This window comes from Achromobacter sp. UBA4530, assembly GCF_002388205.1.
In the GTDB taxonomy this organism is placed as follows: Bacteria; Pseudomonadota; Gammaproteobacteria; order Burkholderiales; family Burkholderiaceae_B; genus Achromobacter; species Achromobacter animicus.
On sequence record NZ_DGMA01000022.1, the window covers coordinates 60,503 to 78,563 of the forward strand.

Genomic DNA, 18,061 nt, shown 5'->3' on the forward strand with positions numbered 1-18,061 from the left:
GGATTGGTCCGCGCCGCGCCCCTGCGGGGTGCGCGCGCGGGCCTTATCAGTCACATCAGGAGGTTTTATCCATGCGCCGCACCGCAAAATTTCTGCTGGCCCTGGCGGTCAGCGTGGCGGGCATTGCCCACGCCGCGCCGCCGCCCATGCAGACCGTGGAATCCGTCGACCTGAAACGCTACGTGGGGATGTGGTACGAAATCGCCAACTTCCCCATGTTCTTCCAGCGCAATTGCGTGGGAGACACCACGGCCGAATACACCGCGCATCCGGACGGCACCATCGGCGTGAACAACCGCTGCCGCACCAAGGACGGGGATATCGATTCGGCGTCGGGTACCGCCACGGTGGTCGAAGGCAGCAACAACGCCAAGCTCGAAGTCACGTTCTTCAAGCCATTCAAGGGCGATTACTGGGTGATCGGCCTGGATCCCGAATACCGCTGGTCCGTCGTCGGCACGCCCGACCGCAAGTACCTGTGGATCCTGTCGCGCTCACCCAAGCTGCCCAAGGAAGAACTGGACAAGGCGCTGGCCGCCGCCACGGCGCAGGGCTATCAGCTCGACGAGCTGCGCTACACGCCGCAGAAGTAAGCGCCCCCCTCAGCCCGCGGCGTAGTCGCGGGCCAGCCTGACCACCGTCACGCCGGGCTTCAACTGCCGCAGCGACGGCATGATCAGCGTGCAGTTGTCGTAGGGCGTCACCACTGGCTGCTCGTCGGCCCAGCCGATGAGCGATCCGGCCTTTTCAAACGTTTCCAGCCCCGACCAGGGGCCGGCAAACCGCACATTCATCGAAGGCGCCACCACGGCGTCCGTCACTTCCAGCACGCGTTGCGCCGCCGGATCCGGCAGCAGCCAGCCTTCGGGCAGGTCCGGCGCGTCAATCACGCCCGATTCCACCAGCATCCGCGCCACCATGTCGCGCGCCACATCGCGCGACGACAGGTCGCCATGGAAGCCGCATTCGATCAGCAGGGCGCAGGCGTCGTCGCGAGCCGGGTCGCCAAAGTGCTCGAAGTCGCGCATGCGCACGCCGTCCTTGTGGCCGGCGTCCACGATGACGTGCTGCGGCGCCTTCAGGCGGCGCGCCAGCGCGATATTTCGCGGCAGCACGCCCGTCAACAGCAGCGGCGCCCCCGGCTCGTGCATCGAATGCAGGTCCAGCAGCCAGTCGGCGCGCCGCACCCACGGGCGCAGCGCCGCGCCGCGCTGGCGGTCCGGCGACGTGGGGTTGTCCAGACGCTCGGCGCTCCAGACGCGGTTCATGTCTTCCTGCACGAAACGCGACGCATCGTGGTTTGCGTGATCGAAGCGGTCGAACGCGTCCAGGTTGCAAAAGGCCAGCGTCAGGCTGCCGCGGCGCGGGCGCAGACCCGAGGCCAGCAGGTCCTTCAGCGCCCAGGCGCCGCACAACTCGTTGCCATGCACGAGCGCGCTCACCATGAGCGCCCGTCCCGGCACGCCCGAATCAAAGTGCCACACGCCCGGCGTGTCGGTATTGCCCGCGCGCTCGGCGGCGATGTCGGGAACGGGGAGCTTGAATTCCATGGTGATATCCGCTTGATGCCTGGTCTTTCGATGGTGTGATGCGTCGCGCGCAGCCTTATTGCGCTTCGATCTTGGCGGCCTTGACCAGCGCGCCGTACTTTTTGGTTTCTTCGGCCTGGAACGCCACCGGGTCCACGCCCGGCTTGGCCACTTCGCCGCCGGCGTCCTGCATCTTGGCGCGGAACTGGTCCGACTTCAGCGTTTCATCCAGCACGGTGCGCAGCTTGATCACCACCGGCTCGGGCAGGCCGGCCGGGCCGTACAACGCGAACCACAGGTTGATGTCCACGGACTCAAAGCCCTTGGTGGCGGCCAGCGGCGCGATCTCGGGCGCGGCGGGCGAACGCTTGTTCTCGGTCAGGCCCAGCGCGACGATGTTGCCGCTACGCACCTGCGGCAGCCCGGAGGACAGCACCAGCATGCCGTAGTCCAGCTGACCGCTCATCAGGTCGGTCACCAGCGGCGACACGCCGCGGTAAGGGACGTGCTCGGCGCGGGTGCCGGTGGCCTGGTTGATCATTTCGCCGGCCAGGTGCAGCGTCGTGCCCACGCCCGACGAGCCGTAGTTGAACGTGCCGGGCGCGGCGCCCTTCAGCTTTTCCAGATAGTCGGCGGCGGTCTTCACGCCCGAGTTCTTGCTGGCGGCCAGCAGCATCGGCTGCGAGGCCACGATGCCCAGCGCCGTGAAGTCCTTGGCGCTGTCGTATTTGACGGCGGTGTTGATCATGCGGGCGATCACCATTTCGTTGGTGGAGCCCAAAAAGATGGTGTAGCCGTCCGGCGCGGCGCGCGCCACGCGTTGCGCGCCGATCGTGCCGCCGGCGCCACCCACGTTCTCGACCACAACGGTCTGGCCCAGGCGCTTGCCCAGTTCTTCGCCCAAGAGGCGCGCGGTCAGATCCAGGCTGCCGCCTGCGGGGTAACCGACGATCAGCGAAATGCTGCGGGACGGATAATCGGCCGCGCTCGCGGCAGGGGCCGCGGCAAGCGCCGAGGCGGCACACAACGAGACTAGCGCCGCACGCAGCGGCTTCAAGATGGACTTCATGACTTTCTCCCTGGGGTGCTGTGGGTGGACGGCGGAGCCGTCTCATTTGATTTCGGGAGCTATTTTCGAGCGCGGCCCAGGGGCAGTCCGTGCCAAAGCGGCACATCGTTGTGCTGATCGGGATTCTGGCGCCTCGATATGGACGCTGAACTCCAGCTACTGAACAAAAGACGTTGAACTTCAGGCGCAGGAATCCGGACCCGAGGCCAGACCTGAATTCACGCCTTGCGATTCGCCGTCGCTTCCCAGGCGGCTTCGGCCAGGTCGGTCAGTCGCGCGCGCGGACGGTACAGGCGGACTTCGAATGCGATCTCGTCGCTGCGCCCGCCCAGCTCAGCCAGCGCGCCGCGCCGGCAGTCGGCCGCCACCATGGACCACGGCAGCCAAGCCACCCCCACACCCTTGGCGACCGCGCCGTGCGCCGCGTCCAGGGAATCGCTGCGCACAAACGGCGTCAGCGCATATGGCGTGGCCTCAAGCCGATCCCCCACGATGCGCTCCATCGCCAGCCCGCCGGTGTACGTGATGAGCGGCACGGGCGCCCCGCCCTCCTGCAGCAGAAAACGCGGCCGGCCCCGGGTATCCATCTGGCTGACCGGCACCAGCTTGTCCGTCGCCAGCGTCATATACCGGTAGCGCGAAGGGCTGAGCGGCACGGACAGCGCCGGATGCTCGTAGCAGCACAACAGGTCGACCTTGCCCTGTTCCAGTCGCACCACCAGGTCCTGCGCCTTGCCGGTGGACAGCTCCACCTGCGTGCCGTCCGTCAGCACGCGCGGCGTGCGGTGGCGCAGCCGCGCAATCCAGTCCGCCACCAGCGTGCGCGCCAGGCTGCGGCCCGTGGCGATGCGCAGCACGGCCTCGCCGCCCGCGCCCGAACTGCGGATGCGATGGCGCACCAGCCCCATCTGCTCGACGACCTGCGTCGCCGTCTTGAGCAGCGTCTCGCCTTCGGGCGTCAGCGTCACCGGCAGGCGCTGGCGTTCCACCAGCGGTGTGCCGGCCCACGTCTCCAGCGCACGGATGCGCCGCCCGAAAGCGGGATGCGTGACGTGCCGCAGCTCGGCCGCACGCACGAAGCTGCCGGTCTGCGCCAGCGCAATCAGGTCTTCGAGGAGTTTCAGGTCTGCCATGGACGACAAGCTTACGGCATCGCGCGTGCTAGGCCGCCGCTTGTCCCTCGGGCAGGGACAGGATGCGCGCGATGACCTGCGCCGTCTCGCGGTAGTGCGCCGCCAGCAGCGCGACCGCGCGATCGGCATCGCGCGACACCGCCGCATCCAGCAGCGCGCGGTGCTCGTCGTCAACATCGCGTTCAGGGCCGTACGCGATGGCTTGCGCGCGCGCCGGCCGGCGGTAGCGCTCGGTCTGCGCGTACAACTGCGCGGACAGGTCCAGCAGCCAGGGTGAGCGGCAGGCGCCGATCAGCGCCTGATGAAAATCCTGGTGACGGGCTTCCAATGCGTCCTCGCGGTCCGGGTCCAGCCCCGGCGCGGCGTCCGCGCGCCGCGCGGCCAGCGCCAATGCGTGAAACGCGCCGACCAGCCGAGCCTCCCAGGCGTCGTCGGCATTGGCCAGCGACCGGCGCAACGCGTCGCAATCGATCAGGATGCGGGTCTCGCAGGCATCGCGCATTTCGTCCACGGACAGCGGCGCGATGCGAAACCCGCGCGACGTCGTGGTGAGCACCATGCGTTCGCTGCGCAACCGGTTCAGCGCCTCGCGGATCGGCGAAAAGCTGCCGCCATAGCGCTGGCGCAGCAATTCCAGCCGCAGCGACTGGCCCGGCGCAAACGCGCCGCGCATGATGTCGCGGCGCAGTTGCCGGTAGATCTGTTCGGACAGCGTGATGTCTTCGATCTCGGCGCCGCCGTTTGCCGCCGCATCCTCACGCGGGGCCTTGATTCTGGGTTTCAAGCGCGGCGCTCCTAGACGGCCACCACCGGGTGGCGCAGCGTGCCGATGCCTTCGACGCAGGCCACGACCACGTCGCCCGGCCACAGGAACTCCTGCGGTTTGCGGCCGGCGCCCACGCCCTCCGGCGTGCCGGTGGCAATGATGTCGCCCGGCTCCAGCGTGATGCCCGCGCTGATGTCGGAGATCAGGAACGGCACCTTGAACAACATGTGCCGCGTGTTCGAGCCCTGCTTCTTTTCGCCGTTGACCGTCAGCCACAGGTCCAGCACCTGCGGATCGGGAATCTCGTCGGCGGTCACGATGCACGGTCCGAACGGCGCATACGTGTCCTGCCCCTTGGAATAGATCCACTGCCCCGCGCGGCGGCAATCGCGCGCGCTCATGTCCAGCATCACGCTGTAGCCGAACACGTACGACAGCGCATCGGCCTCGGCCACGCGCGACGCGCGGCGTCCGATGATCACCGCCAGCTCGACTTCCCAGTCCAGTTGCTGCGTGATCTTCGCGTTGTGCTCGATGGCGTCGCCCGGTCCGATCACCGTCGTGGGCGGCTTGGAGAAGATGACGGGCTGCTTGGGCAGATCGGCCGACGTGTCCAGCGTGCGGCTGGATTCGGCCACGTGCTCCACGTAGTTCAAGCCGATGCCGAAGATGTTCTTGCGCGGACGCGGGATGGGCGCCAGCAGCTTCACGTTCTCCTGCGGCACCGCGCTGCCCACCGGCCAGTTGCCACGGAACGTGTCCAAGAGACGCGTCGCCTGCGCGACTGCCACCGGCCCCAGATCGATGAATTCCAACATGTCGTCGGGCAAGTCGACCCCGCCTTCCTGACCCAGCAGGAACAGGTCAATCACGTAGCCGTCGACAAGCGCGCCCAGGCGGGCGGCGGCGGTGGGATGAGCGCGAAAGGTCACCAGGCGCATCGGGAACTCCAGAAGGTCAAAGGTTGATGGAACCGGCCGCCACGGCGCGGCGGTTTGCGTTCAGAAACTAGATCAGCTGCTGATGGCCGCCGTTGTCCTGCACCGCTTCCTCGCGATACAGGGCCAGCGAGCGCATGACGGGCAGATCGTTGAAACAGAAGAGGCATGCGTCGTCGTTGAACGACAGGTTGGCGTGTTCGTGGATGGCCCAGGACGGCACGCAGAAGATGTCGCGTTCGGTCCAGTCATAGCGCTTGCCGTCGATGACGGAAAAGCCGCTGCCCTTGGCCACCTGGTAAATGAAGCTGCCGGTATGCCGGTGCGCCTTTGTGTGCTCGCCGGGACGCAGCAGCTGCATGCTGGCGCCAATCGTCGGCATGACGGGGCCGCCCGTCGCCGGATTGACGTATTCCAGCAGGATGCCGTCGTAGGGACTGCCCGCGGTGGTGCGCGCGTAGCGGCGCAACGCCTCGTACGTGGGCTCCCATTCGTACTTGAAGAGCGGGGAATACGGCTTCGTCCATCCCGACACTTGCGGCCGCAGCGCCACGCCGCCCCACGCGCCGCTGGTGTCGTCCACCGGGTGCGTGACGGTCTGGTTCAGGTCTGGATGCACGGCATAAAAGCCCGCTTCCAGTGCGTTGACCAGGGGGATGTCCAAGCCGTCCTGCCAGATGCAGGTGGTGCCGTCCTCGGCCACGCCGTGCTCGTGCCAGGTGCCGTTCGGCGTCAGCACGAAATCATTCGCCCCCAGCGTCATCTTGTGGCCGTCCACCACCGTGAACGCGCCCTGTCCTTCCATGATGAAGCGCAGCGCCGAATGCGTGTGCGCATGCGCGGACGCCAGCTCGCCCGGCCGCATCACCTGCAGCCCGGAATACAGCCAGCCCACCGCGGCCGCCACGTCGCGCCGGCCAGGATTGTTCAGGTAGATGACGCGACGTCCCGCCTCTTCGGGGGACACCAGTTCGGCGGATCGCAGCACGTGACCGCGCAGGTCCTGATAGCGCCAGACCACGGGCACGGACGCCGACCGCGGCGCCCACGGCTCGATCTTGTTCGCCACCGTCCACAGCGCGCCGGTCTCCAGCCGCGCCAGCTCCTGGTAATAGGCCACCCGCTCTGGCGAGTCGGCCACATTGGCGCGGCCCGCGGTGTCTTCGCGGTAGGCGTCGTAGCGGTTCCCTTCCATTCCGTGCCCCTGGTTTTATAAAACGCTGAGGATTTTCGAAAATACTAAGCGCGGGGCCGGAGGGCGGGCAATGGCGAAACGCTAGGGGTTTTCCTTGAACGGCGGAGTCGCTTCGCAAAAATATCTTGGCGACCGTGGCAAAAATACTGTACAAAAACACAGTGCGACGTGATACATTGCGCTCGCCCGAAAAACTGTCGTCCAGGGGAGAATTCCTGTGTCAGAAGCTGCTCATCTCGTTCAGTACATCGTCGTTCCCTACCGCGCCGCCGCCAATGGCGTCGCCCCCGGGGAAATCCGCCCGGCCAGCAGCGAATTCGGAGCCATCCGCATCGCGAATTCCATGGCCTCCAAATTTGCCGGCGTCGCGGCCTATGAAGTGATGATCGACAAGGAAACCGGCGACATGGAATCGCCGCGCATCCTGATGCAGATCGGCACCGTGCCTTCACTGGACGACTAGCCAACGGAAATCGCCCGCCCCGCATGCACGCGGGGCGGGCGATTCAATGGCTTGGCGTGCAATGCCAGCACGCGGCCAGTACCTCCGTGGGATCCGTCATTCGCAGACGCCTGATCTGCGAACGCTAGAACAGATACTTGATCCCCACCGAGCCACCCACCGCGCGCAAGCCCAAAGCGCCGCCCAATCCCTGCTCGGCGTTCAACTGCACATTGACGAACGTGTTCTTGCCGGCCCGACGGTCGTAGCCCGCCGATAGCCCCACGCGCGATCCGTCCAGCTTGTTGTCAAAGGCAATATCGCCTTGCGTCAGCGTCTGGTAGGAACTGGACGATTCCCCCAGCGTGTGCCGGTAGCTCAGCATCAGCCATCCGTGGTTCTGCGCGCCGTCCTGCTCGCCCCACGCTTTGGACAGCTTCAGACTCACGCGCGAATGCAGCGCATGCGATGCCGGCAACGCCACTTGGCCAACGTCATCATCGCCGTCGCGCAGCTTGACGTGCTGGACCATCACCTGCGCCTGAGGTTCGAGTCGAAGTCCGTTGGACGCATCGCCAATGTCGAACGCCTTGCCGGCTTCGGCCGACAACGCCACGCCCCAACCCGACGTCTGCATCGACATGCCATCCGCGCCGTTCGATTGGGTTTTCACGCCATAGCGGCTGATCTGCGTGACGAAGTCGGCATACCCGCCCTTGCCGTCCATCATCGTGTAGTACGCGCCCAGACCGTACATCGTCTGATCGCTGCGGCCGGCATTGATGGTCGAACGCGTGGATGCCTCGAAATGATCCACGTCGGCTCGGGATACCATCGCGGTGCCGAACACGCCCAGACTGTTGCGGCGGATGCCCTGGCTGGTCACGAAGAGGTCCGTGCCCACCTGCAGGCCGCCCAGCGTCGTGCGGCTTCCAACCTGAGACTGCAGGATGCCGCGCGAAGCGCCATCGCGGTTTTCCCATCCGCCCAGCGTTCTGGCCCACGCATAAGGGTAAACCTTCCGAGCCAGCGTTTCGGTGGCGCCCATGCGTTCATTGAACGTCCCCACCGCCACTTCGGACTGCCTCAAGGCTTGGCCGCCCAGCTGCGAGTACAGCGAGACCTCGGGGCGGGTCTCGCTGATCAAATACCAGTTGTTGGCAAGTTCCGGTGAGCCATCCAGCGCGCCATGCGTCAGCACGTAGTGGAACGCGCCGCTCCGCGAAGCTTGTCCAGGCGTTTGCTGGAATGCGTTGTCCGTGCTGGCGCCGGCCTTGACCAGCAGATAGCCGTTTCCGCTGAAGGCATCGCCGAAGCCGCCGTCGGTGTTGATCGTCAGGTTGGTCAGCCCCGTGGCCCCGGCGTTCAAGGTGAGGTAATCCGCTGCGCCGTTGGCGGGGGGGCCCAAGTGCAGTTGCACTTCGCCGCCACTGCCCACCAGATTGTTGGCGGTGAGCGTTCGGCCGATCTCATCGTGGGCCCAGTCCGCGGGCGGTGCAAACGCGACGCTGCCTTCAAGCCGAAGTTCACCGACGGTGCTGAGGTTGTTTGCTTGCGCGGGGTTGGAAGCATCGGTCAGCACGTTCCATTTGCTGGTCGCGTCGATGGCGAGACTGGGTCCATCCACCCAACCGTCGAGCGTGGCGCCACCTGCCAGACGCAGATCGGCGCCAACCGCACCCACGACCCGGGCGACCGCATGATCGGCCTGGCCCAGCGACGTCCCCCGGATCTCAAGCGCGCCGTCGAATAGCCGCGTGATGCCGGTGTACGTGAGCGGGCCCGTCAGCGTCGTCATGCCTTCCAACTGATGCAGCTCGCCGCTACCCGATATGGCATTGGAGAACGCGCCTCGGTGCTGAGACATCGCCAGGACGGCATTGTTTTCGATCGCACCTGCGCCCAGAGATCCACCGTATTGCGTTCCGCCGGCGCCAAGCTGAAGCACCCCTTCTTCGATGACGACCGCGCCGGAAAAGGCGTCATTGTCACGACCGATGGACAAGGTTCCCGCGCCGGTCTTGATAAGCGCGCCCGATCCGGTGATGTTTCCGAACAGGTGTACGTCCGCCGCCTGCCCTTGCGTCGCCAGCTCTGGATTTCCTGTCCGGATCACGCCGTCTCTGGCGAAATGCATGTCACGGTCCATCACCGTCGCAGCCTCCACCTGCAGCCCGCCGCCGTTGAAGGTAAGCGTGCCTGACCGATCACCCAGATTGATGTCGTGGTCAATCGCGAGCCACCCGCCCGACAGCGTCCACGGCGTTCCGACCTGGCCGGTCCCGCCTATCAGCTTCCAGGTTCCGGCCGACGTTTTCTCGAAGGCATTGAAGCCCAGATATTGGGCCGGTCCGGTCGCACCGGTTCCGATCAGGCTGACATCGAAGACGTTGTTGTCGTAGTCCAGGCGGGCGTCCCAGCCACCATCAAGAACGAGCGTATTCGTGCCGCCCGATTCCGTGGCATCGACCAGGCCGATGATCTGGCTGTCCGGGTTGTCCCAGCCGCCCTGCGCCTTGAGCACCAGCGTGGAATCACGGGCGGTCGCGGCATACTTGATGGCGGTGTCCTGGTTCTCCGGGCCCTGCGATATCGTGCCCGTATTGATGATTACGGAGTTGGCGCCCGTGACGTAGACGCCGTGACCGCTCGTGCCCCCGGCGCCGCCCGCGGGGCCGCCCTCGACGTAGCTGCCAGGCCCGCCGTTGCCGCCCGATCCGCCAGCCGCCCCGCCGCCGCCTCCGCCACCGCCGTAGCCGTCCAGGACGGCATCGATTTCTTGCCGGCTCAACCCCAACTCCAGCGCTTCGGCCGCTTCAGGGTTGGCGATGCCGCCGTCTACCCCCGACTCTCCGCCGGCGATGCCGCCCCCGCCACCCATGCCGGAAATCTGACTCTCGAATAAAGCCTGGCCGGGCGTTCCTCCGTGGGTGTAGGTGCCACCGCCCCCGCCGCCACCGCCTGCAAACTTGCTGGCCCCTGGGCTCTGGATATTGCCTCCGCCCGACGAACCATTGCCACCCGCGTGGCCCCCATCTCCGCCAAAGCCTGTCCCAAACGCGCCGCCAAAGGTGAGGTCCGCGCCGCCGCCACCCCCGCCGCCGCCACCGCCGCCCGCGCCCCCGCCTCCGTCACCGCCGCGGCCGCCATTACTGGACACGGTCATATGAAAAGCGCCCCCGCCACCGCCCCCGCCGCCGCCGCCCTTGCCGCCGCTGATCGCGTACCCGTCGTTATGCAAGACCACGCCGTCGCCCGAGATCACGATGCCGTGCCCGCCGTTACCTCCCGAGCCTCCCGCGCCCCCCACGATACCGCCGCGTCCGCCGCCCCCGCCGCCGCCGCCCCCGCCGCCGGGCGCCCCTTCAATGTCGTCATAGGTCGTATAGGACGTCGTGATATCCAGGGCGGTAATGCCATCCCCGCCGTCCCCGCCTCTGCCGCCATTGGCAGCCCCGCCAACGCCGCCGACGCCTGCCTCGCCAATGATCAGCGCGCGCGCAGCGGGATGTGGGGACATGCCGAGAGAGATCAAGGACAGGCCAAAGAAAAGCCTGAGCGTGATGCCGCGCGCTTTGTGGATTTGAGTCGGGGTCGAATGTGCGTGTCGCAACGCCAAGCAAGAATCCGTGTGCATCTCTGGTTCATCCTGGGTAGTGGATTCACGCGCGGCTTCACGAAAACAATGGCTCCCGGCGCATCGGGCTGCACCAGGCGAAATCGTCTGCTTGAGGTTTTAAGAACGTGGAACACCGGACTTGCCGGTTGCGCGCTGAATTCCGATTAATGACATCGCGCGACGTCGGCTGGGTAGTCTCAAGTAATTATTGATACCCATATCGTCGGCGCAATTGATTCTGTGTATGCGCGCAGGATTCGCCGAGAGTACGTTTACTCCGTTGGCCCGCAAACTTCCAAAGCCATCGATTCCAGCCGTCGAAATACGACTGATCCTAAATGAGCGAATACCCGCGCAGCCGCTATGCGGCGGGGCGCCTACGCGAGGGATGTTCTGTGTTCGCTAGAACAGATACTTGATGCCGACCGATCCACCCACGGCGAGCAACCCCGACTCGCCCCCCAGGCCCTGCTCGGCATTCAGCTGAACATTGATGAACGTGTTCTTGCCCGCCCGCCGGTCATAGCCCGCCGACAGGCCCACGCGCGATCCATCCAGCTTGTTGTCGAACGCGATATCGCCTTGCGTCAGCGTCTGGTAAGAGCTGGTCGAGTCCCCCAGCGTGTGCCGGTAACTCAGCATGAGCCACCCATGGTTCTGCGCATCGTCCTGCTCGCCCCAGGCTTTCGACAGCTTCAGGCTCACGCGCGAATGCAGCGCATGAGATTTGGGCAGCGCCACGCGGCCAAGGTCATCATCGCTGTCGCGCAGCTTGATGTGCTGGACCATCACCTGCGCTTGCGGTTCAATTCGCAGCCCTTCGGACGCGTCGCCGATGTCGAACGCCTTGCCGGCTTCGGCCGACAGCGCCACGCCCCATCCCGATGTTTGTAGCGACATGCCGGCCGCGCCGCTCGATTGCGTTTGGACGCCATACCGGCTGATCTGCGTGACGAAGTCGGCATATCCGCCCTTGCCGTCCATCATCGTGTAGTACGCGCCCAGGCCGTACATCGTCTGATCGCTGCGGCCGGCATCGATCGTTGAACGCGTGGATTCCTGATAATGATCCACCTGCGCGCGCGAGACCATCGCAGTCCCGAACACCCCAATGCTGTTGCGGCGAATCCCCGTGTTGGTCACGAACAAGTCCGTTCCCACCTGCAGCCCGCCCAGCGTCGTGCGGCTTGCGACCTGTGATTGCAGAATGCCGCGCGACGCGCCGTCGCGGTTTTCCCAGCCCCCGAGCGTTCTGGCCCAGGCAAACGGGTATACCTTCCGAGACAGCGTTTCGGTGGCGCCCATACGTTCGTTGAAAGTGCCGACCGCCAGTTCCGACTGCCGCAGGGCTTGCCCGCCCAACTGCGAGTAGATGGAGACCTCGGGGCGGACTTCGCTGATCAAGTACCAGTTGTTGGCGAGTTCCGGCGAGCCGTCCTGCGCGCCATGCGCCAATACATAGCGAAACGCACCGCCCCGCGGAGCCTGTCCCGGCGTCAGCCTGAACGCGTTGTCCGTGCTGGCGCCTGCCTTGACCACCAGAAAGCCGTTTCCTCGGAGCGGATCGCCAAAATCGCCCTCGGCGTTGAGCGTCAGATTGGTCAAGCCCGTCGCTCCGGCGTTCAAGGTCAGGTAATCCACGGTGCCGGCGGCAGTGGGAATCATGTGCAGCTGCACTTCACCACCGCCCCCTGCCAGGTTGTTGGCGGACAACGTGCGTCCGATCGCATCGGTGGTCCATTCGGCGGGTGGCGCAAAGGCAACGCTGCCGGCAAGCCGGAGTTCGTTGACCGTGCTGAGGTTGTTGTCTTGCGCGGGGTTGGACGCATCGGTCAAGATGTGCCACCGGCTGGACGCGTCGATGGAAAGACTCGGCCCATCCACCCAACCTTCGAGCGTGGCGCCGTTGGCCAGGCCCATGCCCGCACTGCCCGCACCGATGACCCGGGCGATCGCATGATCGGCCTGGCCCAACGACGTGCCGTCGAGGACCAGCGTGCCATTGTCCACCCTCGTGACACCGGTATAGGTGAGCGGTCCGGTCAGCGTGGTCGTGCCCGGGCCTGCCTGTCGCAGTTCGCCCGTACCCGATATGGCGTTGGACATGACGACCGCATCGGCGCGGTCGATGGCCAGGACGGCGTGGTTCTCGAAAGCGCCCGCCCCCAACGATCCTGCGGTCTGACCCGTGCCGAGCTGCAGCACGCCATCGTCAATCAGCGTGTCGCCATCAAAGGCATTGTCGCGGTCGATGATCCACGTGCCCGCGCCGGTCTTGGTCAGCGTGCCCGATCCCATGATCGCGCCTTGCATCACGGATACCGTGCCGTCCGCCGCACGGATCGCGCCCTCTCCCGCGAACTGCATGTCGCGCTGCGTCAGGATGTCGGCATCCAGTTGCAGTCCGCCGCCGTTGAGCGTGACGGCGCCGGCCGCGTCGCCCAGGCTGGCGTCGTCGGCGATCGCAAGCCACCCGCCCGACAGGGTCCAGGGTGTGAGGGCCTGGCTGGGCGTTCCTGTCAGCGTCCATGTTCCGGCCGACGTTTTTTCGAAGGCATTGAAGCCCAGGTATTGCGCCTGCGCGCCACTTCCGATCTGACTGACGTCAAAGGCCAGCGCGGCGCCGCCATCCAGAGCCAGCGTATTCTTGCCACCCGACTCCGTGGCGTCGACCAGGCCGACGATTTCGCTGCCGGCTTGCAGAACCAGCGTGGAATCGCGGGCGGTCGCCGCATACTTGATGGCGATGTTCTGGTTCGCCGGCCCCTGTGAAATCGTTCCTGAATTGATGATCACGGAGTTGGCGCCGGTGACGTGAACGCCATGACCGCTGTTGCCGCCGGCGCCGCCCGCGAAACCGCCGGGGTATCCGCTACCTGGACCGCCGTTGCCGCCCGATCCGCCGGCCGCCCCACCGCCGCCGCCGCCACCGCCGTAACCTTCTAAGTACTGTTGTAGCGCCTGTTGCGGATCCATCCCCGATGCCACGGCTTCCGCCACTTCCGGGTTTGCGGTGGCGCCATCCACGCCGGACTCACCGCCGGCATCGCCCCCCGCGCCACCCACGGCCGGGAACTGACTCTTGAACAAAGCCTGACCTTGCGATCCTCCGTTGGTGTAGGTGCCACCGCCCCCACCGCCGCCACCTGCATAGGGGCTGGCCCCGGGCGCATCGCCGCCGCCGGGCAAACCCTCGGTGCCTCCGTGGCCGCCGTTCCCCCCGAATCCCGACCCGTTCGGTCCGTTGGGATTAATGTCGGCACCGCCCCCGCCGCCACCGCCGCCACCGCCCCCCGTGCCCCCCGCGCCGTCGCCGCCACGACCGCCGTCACTGGTCAACGAATTATCGAAGGCGCCCCCGCCTCCGCCTCCACCTCCACCGCCCTTGCCGCCGCTGATCGAGTAACCGTTGTTCTGCAGAACCACGTCGTCTCCCGAGATGACGATGCCGTGCCCGCCATTTCCGCCCGCGCCGCCTGCGCCGCCGACGAAGCCGCCCTGTCCGCCTCCTCCGCCACCGCCGCCGCCTCCGCCAGGCGCCCCTTCAATATCGTCATAGGTCGTGTAAGACGTCGTGATATCCAAGGCGGCATAACCATCCCCGCCATCGCCGCCGTTACCGCCATTGGCAGCCCCGCCTGTGCCGCCCGCCCCGGCTTCGCCGACGATCAGGGCGCGCGCAGCGGGATGATGGGAGAGTCCAAGAGAGATCAAAGACAGGCCAAAACAAAGCTTCAGCGCCACACCGCGCACCTTGTCGATTCGGTTCGAGATCGAATCCGCATGTCGCAACGCCAAGCAAGAATCCGTATGCATCGTTGGTTCATCCTGGGTGGTGGATTCACGCGCGGCCTCACGAACTCAATAGCACCGGAGGCAGAACTGCTATTTGGGTCTCGTAAGAACGTGGAACACCGGAGTGGCCGGTTGCGCGTTTGAATAATCCGGTTAATCACATCGAACGACGGATGCACGCTGTAAAGCGTTCAAGCCTGTGTCGTCGGTGTCTCAGATTCTCTTTATGCGCCCTGGCTTCACCCAGAGTAGGTTTACTCCGATGCCGCAGAAGCATTTATAAGAATCAGTTGCCAGGCAAAATCAGACGATCGCTATGGCGAAAATCTAGAGACACTGCCAGTTATCCGACGGCCCCCTGTTTCACGCGATTGCTAGAACAGGTACTTCACCCCAACCGAGCCGCCCACCGCCCGCAACCCTGACGCGCCGCCCAAGCCCTGTTCGGCATGCACCTGCACGTTGACGAAAGTGTTCCTGCCCGCGCGCCGGTCGTAGCCCGCCGTCAGGCCCACGCGCGACCCATCCAGATCGTTGTCGAACGAGATGTCGCCCTGCGTGGCGGTGGGGTAAGTACTGGAGGATTTTCCAAGCGTGTGCCGATAGCTCAGCATCAGCCAGCCGTGGTGCCGCGTCTCGGGTTGCGCGTCCCAGATTTTGGAAACCTTCAGGCTCACACGCGAGTGCAGCGCGCGCATTCCCGGCAGCGCAACGGGCCCGACGCGGTCTTCGCTGTCGCGCAGTCTGACGTGTTGGACCATCACCTGAGCTTGCGGCTCGATGCGCAGTCCGCTGGCTTCGTTGATGTCGAAGGCTTTGCCGGCTTCGGCGGACAACGCGGCGCCCCATCCGGACGTCTGCAAAGACAAACCTTGCGCGCCGCGCGAATGGGCCTTCACACCGTAGCGGCTGACCTGCGCGACGAAATCGGCGTATCCGCCCTTGCCGTCGATCAACGTGTAGTAGGCGCCCACGCCGTACATGGTCTGATCGCTGTGGCCGGCAGCCACAGTCGAACGCGTGAACGCCTGATAGTGCGCCACGTCGTTGCGTGAAGCCATTGCCGTAGCGAACACGCCCGCGCTCCGGCGGCCGGCGCCTCTGCTGGCCACGAACAGGTCGGTTCCCACCTGTAGCCCGCCCAGCCGCGAATCCACGGCGACGTTCGCTTGCCGGATCCCCATGGGTGCGCCATCCCGGCGTTCGAGGACCCCGAACGATCGCGCCCAGACATACGGATAGACCGTTCGCGCCAGTGTTTCGGTCGCACCCATCCGTTCGTTGAACGAACCCACCGCCACCTCGGACTGCCGCAAGGCCTGATTGCCCAACTGCGAGTAGATGGACACCTCGGGGCGGACATCGCTGAACAGATACCAGTTGTTGGCCAGATCGGCTGCGCCGTTTCGCGCGCCGTGCACCAGCCCGTAGTTGAACGCGCCGGCCAGCGTGGGTTGTCCTGGGGATTGGCGAAACGCATGGTCGGTGCTGGCGCCGGCCTTGACCACCAACAGCCCGTCGCCGGCCATGGGATCTCCGAAGCCGCCGGGCGTGATGATCTTCAGGTAGGTCAACCCCGTGGCGCCCTGGGTCAGCGTCAGATGATCCGCAGCGCCGGCCGGACTGACGTGCAACTGGACTTGCCCGCCCGCGCCCACCAGGTTGTTGGCGGTAAGCGTTCGGCCGACCTCGTTGTTGGACCCGTCGGGCGGTGCGAAGGCAATGCTGCCGGCAAGCTGAAGCGCATTGACGGTGCTGAGATTGTTTCCCGCCGAGGCATGAGGGGTATCGGACAGGACGTTCCATCGGCTCGTCGCATCGATGACGAGATTCGGTCCGTCCATCTGGCCGTCGAGCACGGCACCGTTGGCAAGGTACAAGGCCGCGTTGCTGGCGCCAGCAACACTGGCCGCATGATCGGCCCGCCCCAGGCTCGTGCCTTGAATGACCAGCATGCCCTCATCAACTCGCGTGGCGCCTGCATACGTGAGCTGCGCCGCCGGCGTGGTAATGCCCGATCCGATATCGTTGCGTTCGATGATCCATGTTCCGGCCCCGGTCTTGGTGAGGTTGCCGGCGCCGCTGATCGTTCCGTGCATCACGGACACGGTGCCGTCGGCAGTGTGGACCGCGCCATCACCGCGCAGCTGAAAATCGCGCTGCGAGGTGCTGCTGGCGTTCAGCTGCAATCCGCCGCCCTCGAAGATGAGGCCGCCCGCCGTGTCTCCCAGCGTCGCGTCCTCCGTGATCGCAAGCCATCCCCCGGAAAGCGTCCAAGGCGTAAGCGCCAGCGCGGGCGAACCCGTGAGCGCCCACGTGCCGTGAGACGCTTTCTCGAATGCGTTGAAGCCCAGATACTGACCCTGCGCGCCGGGGCCGATCTTGCCCACGTCAAACGCCTGCGCAGCGCCGCCATCCAGGACCAGCGTGTTTGTGCCGCTGGATTCGGTGGCATCGACGAGCCCCTGAATCAGGCTGCCTTCGCGGAGCATCAAGGTCGAATTGCTGGCGGTCGCCGCGTACTGGATGGCGGTGTCCTGGTTGACCGGCCCCGCCATAATGGAGCCCGCGTTGATGATGACTGAGCCGGCCCCCGTGACATAGACGCCGTGATTGCTGCTGCCGGCTGCGCCGCCCCCGTTCGTATCGAAACGCGAGTACTGTCCGCCGTTACCGCCATCGCCGCCTGGCGCGCCGCCGCCGCCACCGCCTGCGGCGAAACCTTCATACGGTTTGGCATCGCCTCCGTTGACGCCGGATGCCCCGCCGGCAATGCCGCCCGCCCCCCCAATTCCCTCGATCAGGATCGGCCACACGTCTGCGCCCGGCGCCCCCCCGTTGACGGAAGCACCTCCGCCCCCGCCCCCGCCGCCAGCCCAGGAGATGCCTGGAGGGCCCCCGCCGGCAGTCAGGCCATTTTCTCCCCCGTTGCCGCCGTCTCCGCCGAAGGCCGCCCGCACGTGTGCGCCCCCTCCGCCGCCCCCGCCGGCAGCGCCGTCAACGCCCATCGAGCCGTCGCCACCGCGACCGCCGTCCGGCTCTACGGAGGGGTGGAAGGTGGAGCCGCCTCCCCCTCCGCCACCGCCGCCCTTGCCGCCGCGGATCGACCAGCCATCGTTGTGCAATACCACCGCGTCGCCCGAGATGACGACGCCGACTCCGCCGTTGCCGCCGTCGCCACCCGCTCCCCCCATGGAGTGACCATGCCCGCCGCCCCCGCCTCCCCCGCCGCCGCCGCCGGCCCCGCCCTCGACGTCGCCGACCATGGTGTATGACGTCGTCAGGTCCAGGGCGGCATCTCCGTTGCCACCGTCGCCGCCGCGGCCTCCATTGGGTGCGCCGCCGAGGCCGCCGGCCCCCGAAACACCCACGATCGCGCCCCAGGCATCGGGTTGGTGTGACATGTTCACGGACAGCAGCAACAGACCAAGGCAGAGCTTGATCGCGGTTGTTCTGGCATTGGGAAACAGCATTGAATCTGCGCGGCGCAGCGCCGCGCGGGAATCCACGAGCATCAATCGATCATCCTGGGTGTGGGATAGACGCGCGGCTTCTGTTCGTTCAGCTCGGCTGAT

Annotated in this window: 12 protein-coding genes; 3 read left to right on the forward strand and 9 right to left on the reverse strand. The window is 66.2% G+C overall.

The features are described 5' to 3' along the window. Window positions 1-71: 71 nt before the first annotated feature. Window positions 72-593, forward strand: a complete 522-nt coding sequence (locus tag B2W22_RS16045; RefSeq protein ID WP_175125135.1) for a lipocalin family protein — start codon at window positions 72-74, stop codon at window positions 591-593. Between the two features lie 9 nt (window positions 594-602). On the opposite strand, the gene B2W22_RS16050 is transcribed toward B2W22_RS16045, so the two are convergent. From B2W22_RS16050 to B2W22_RS16075, 6 genes are all read right to left on the reverse strand, one after another. Continuing rightward, the gene (locus B2W22_RS16050; RefSeq protein WP_175139443.1) at window positions 603-1,550 is read right to left on the reverse strand and encodes a succinylglutamate desuccinylase/aspartoacylase domain-containing protein; all 948 of its coding nucleotides are present in this window, start codon (window positions 1,548-1,550) and stop codon (window positions 603-605) included. Window positions 1,551-1,605: 55 nt separating this feature from the next. Beyond that, window positions 1,606-2,598, reverse strand: coding sequence for a Bug family tripartite tricarboxylate transporter substrate binding protein (locus B2W22_RS16055; protein ID WP_286938730.1), 993 nt, complete (start codon window positions 2,596-2,598; stop codon window positions 1,606-1,608). Between the two features lie 218 nt (window positions 2,599-2,816). Beyond that, a complete protein-coding gene (locus B2W22_RS16060; RefSeq protein WP_175125132.1) occupies window positions 2,817-3,731 on the reverse strand; it encodes a LysR family transcriptional regulator in 915 nt (304 codons plus the stop codon). A 28-nt stretch (window positions 3,732-3,759) separates the two neighbouring features. Further along, window positions 3,760-4,515, reverse strand: coding sequence for a GntR family transcriptional regulator (locus B2W22_RS16065; RefSeq protein WP_286938733.1), 756 nt, complete (start codon window positions 4,513-4,515; stop codon window positions 3,760-3,762). Between the two features lie 11 nt (window positions 4,516-4,526). Beyond that, the gene (locus B2W22_RS16070) at window positions 4,527-5,438 is read right to left on the reverse strand and encodes a fumarylacetoacetate hydrolase family protein (RefSeq protein ID WP_175125130.1); all 912 of its coding nucleotides are present in this window, start codon (window positions 5,436-5,438) and stop codon (window positions 4,527-4,529) included. Between the two features lie 67 nt (window positions 5,439-5,505). Then, window positions 5,506-6,630, reverse strand: a complete 1,125-nt coding sequence (locus B2W22_RS16075) for a cupin domain-containing protein (protein WP_175125129.1) — start codon at window positions 6,628-6,630, stop codon at window positions 5,506-5,508. Between the two features lie 217 nt (window positions 6,631-6,847). Here B2W22_RS16075 and B2W22_RS16080 point away from each other — a divergent pair, with 217 nt between their 5' ends. After that, the gene (locus tag B2W22_RS16080; RefSeq protein ID WP_056327580.1) at window positions 6,848-7,093 is read left to right on the forward strand and encodes a hypothetical protein; all 246 of its coding nucleotides are present in this window, start codon (window positions 6,848-6,850) and stop codon (window positions 7,091-7,093) included. 124 nt (window positions 7,094-7,217) lie between these two features. On the opposite strand, the gene B2W22_RS16085 is transcribed toward B2W22_RS16080, so the two are convergent. Continuing rightward, window positions 7,218-10,592: an autotransporter outer membrane beta-barrel domain-containing protein gene (locus B2W22_RS16085; RefSeq protein WP_286938735.1), complete on the reverse strand. Its 3,375-nt coding sequence runs from the start codon at window positions 10,590-10,592 to the stop codon at window positions 7,218-7,220. A 501-nt stretch (window positions 10,593-11,093) separates the two neighbouring features. Next, window positions 11,094-13,781, reverse strand: coding sequence for an autotransporter outer membrane beta-barrel domain-containing protein (locus B2W22_RS16090; protein ID WP_286938737.1), 2,688 nt, complete (start codon window positions 13,779-13,781; stop codon window positions 11,094-11,096). Between the two features lie 360 nt (window positions 13,782-14,141). Here B2W22_RS16090 and B2W22_RS16095 point away from each other — a divergent pair, with 360 nt between their 5' ends. Then, entirely contained in the window at window positions 14,142-14,630 is a 489-nt protein-coding gene (locus B2W22_RS16095) for a hypothetical protein (protein WP_286938739.1), read from the forward strand. A gap of 230 nt (window positions 14,631-14,860) precedes the next feature. On the opposite strand, the gene B2W22_RS16100 is transcribed toward B2W22_RS16095, so the two are convergent. Beyond that, window positions 14,861-18,001, reverse strand: a complete 3,141-nt coding sequence (locus B2W22_RS16100) for an autotransporter outer membrane beta-barrel domain-containing protein (protein ID WP_286938759.1) — start codon at window positions 17,999-18,001, stop codon at window positions 14,861-14,863. Window positions 18,002-18,061 lie beyond the last annotated feature (60 nt).

Bases quoted from the DNA above. Each gene is read 5' to 3' on its own strand.
- B2W22_RS16060 (WP_175125132.1), bottom strand. From the start codon at position 3,731: ATGGCAGACCTGAAACTCCTCGAAGACCTGATTGCGCTGGCGCAGACC.
- B2W22_RS16085 (WP_286938735.1), bottom strand. From the start codon at position 10,592: ATGTCCCCACATCCCGCTGCGCGCGCGCTGATCATTGGCGAGGCAGGC.
- B2W22_RS16070 (WP_175125130.1), bottom strand. From the start codon at position 5,438: ATGCGCCTGGTGACCTTTCGCGCTCATCCCACCGCCGCCGCCCGCCTG.
- B2W22_RS16100 (WP_286938759.1), bottom strand. From the start codon at position 18,001: ATGCTCGTGGATTCCCGCGCGGCGCTGCGCCGCGCAGATTCAATGCTG.
- B2W22_RS16055 (WP_286938730.1), bottom strand. From the start codon at position 2,598: ATGAAGTCCATCTTGAAGCCGCTGCGTGCGGCGCTAGTCTCGTTGTGT.
- B2W22_RS16075 (WP_175125129.1), bottom strand. From the start codon at position 6,630: ATGGAAGGGAACCGCTACGACGCCTACCGCGAAGACACCGCGGGCCGC.
- B2W22_RS16050 (WP_175139443.1), bottom strand. From the start codon at position 1,550: ATGGAATTCAAGCTCCCCGTTCCCGACATCGCCGCCGAGCGCGCGGGC.
- B2W22_RS16045 (WP_175125135.1), top strand. From the start codon at position 72: ATGCGCCGCACCGCAAAATTTCTGCTGGCCCTGGCGGTCAGCGTGGCG.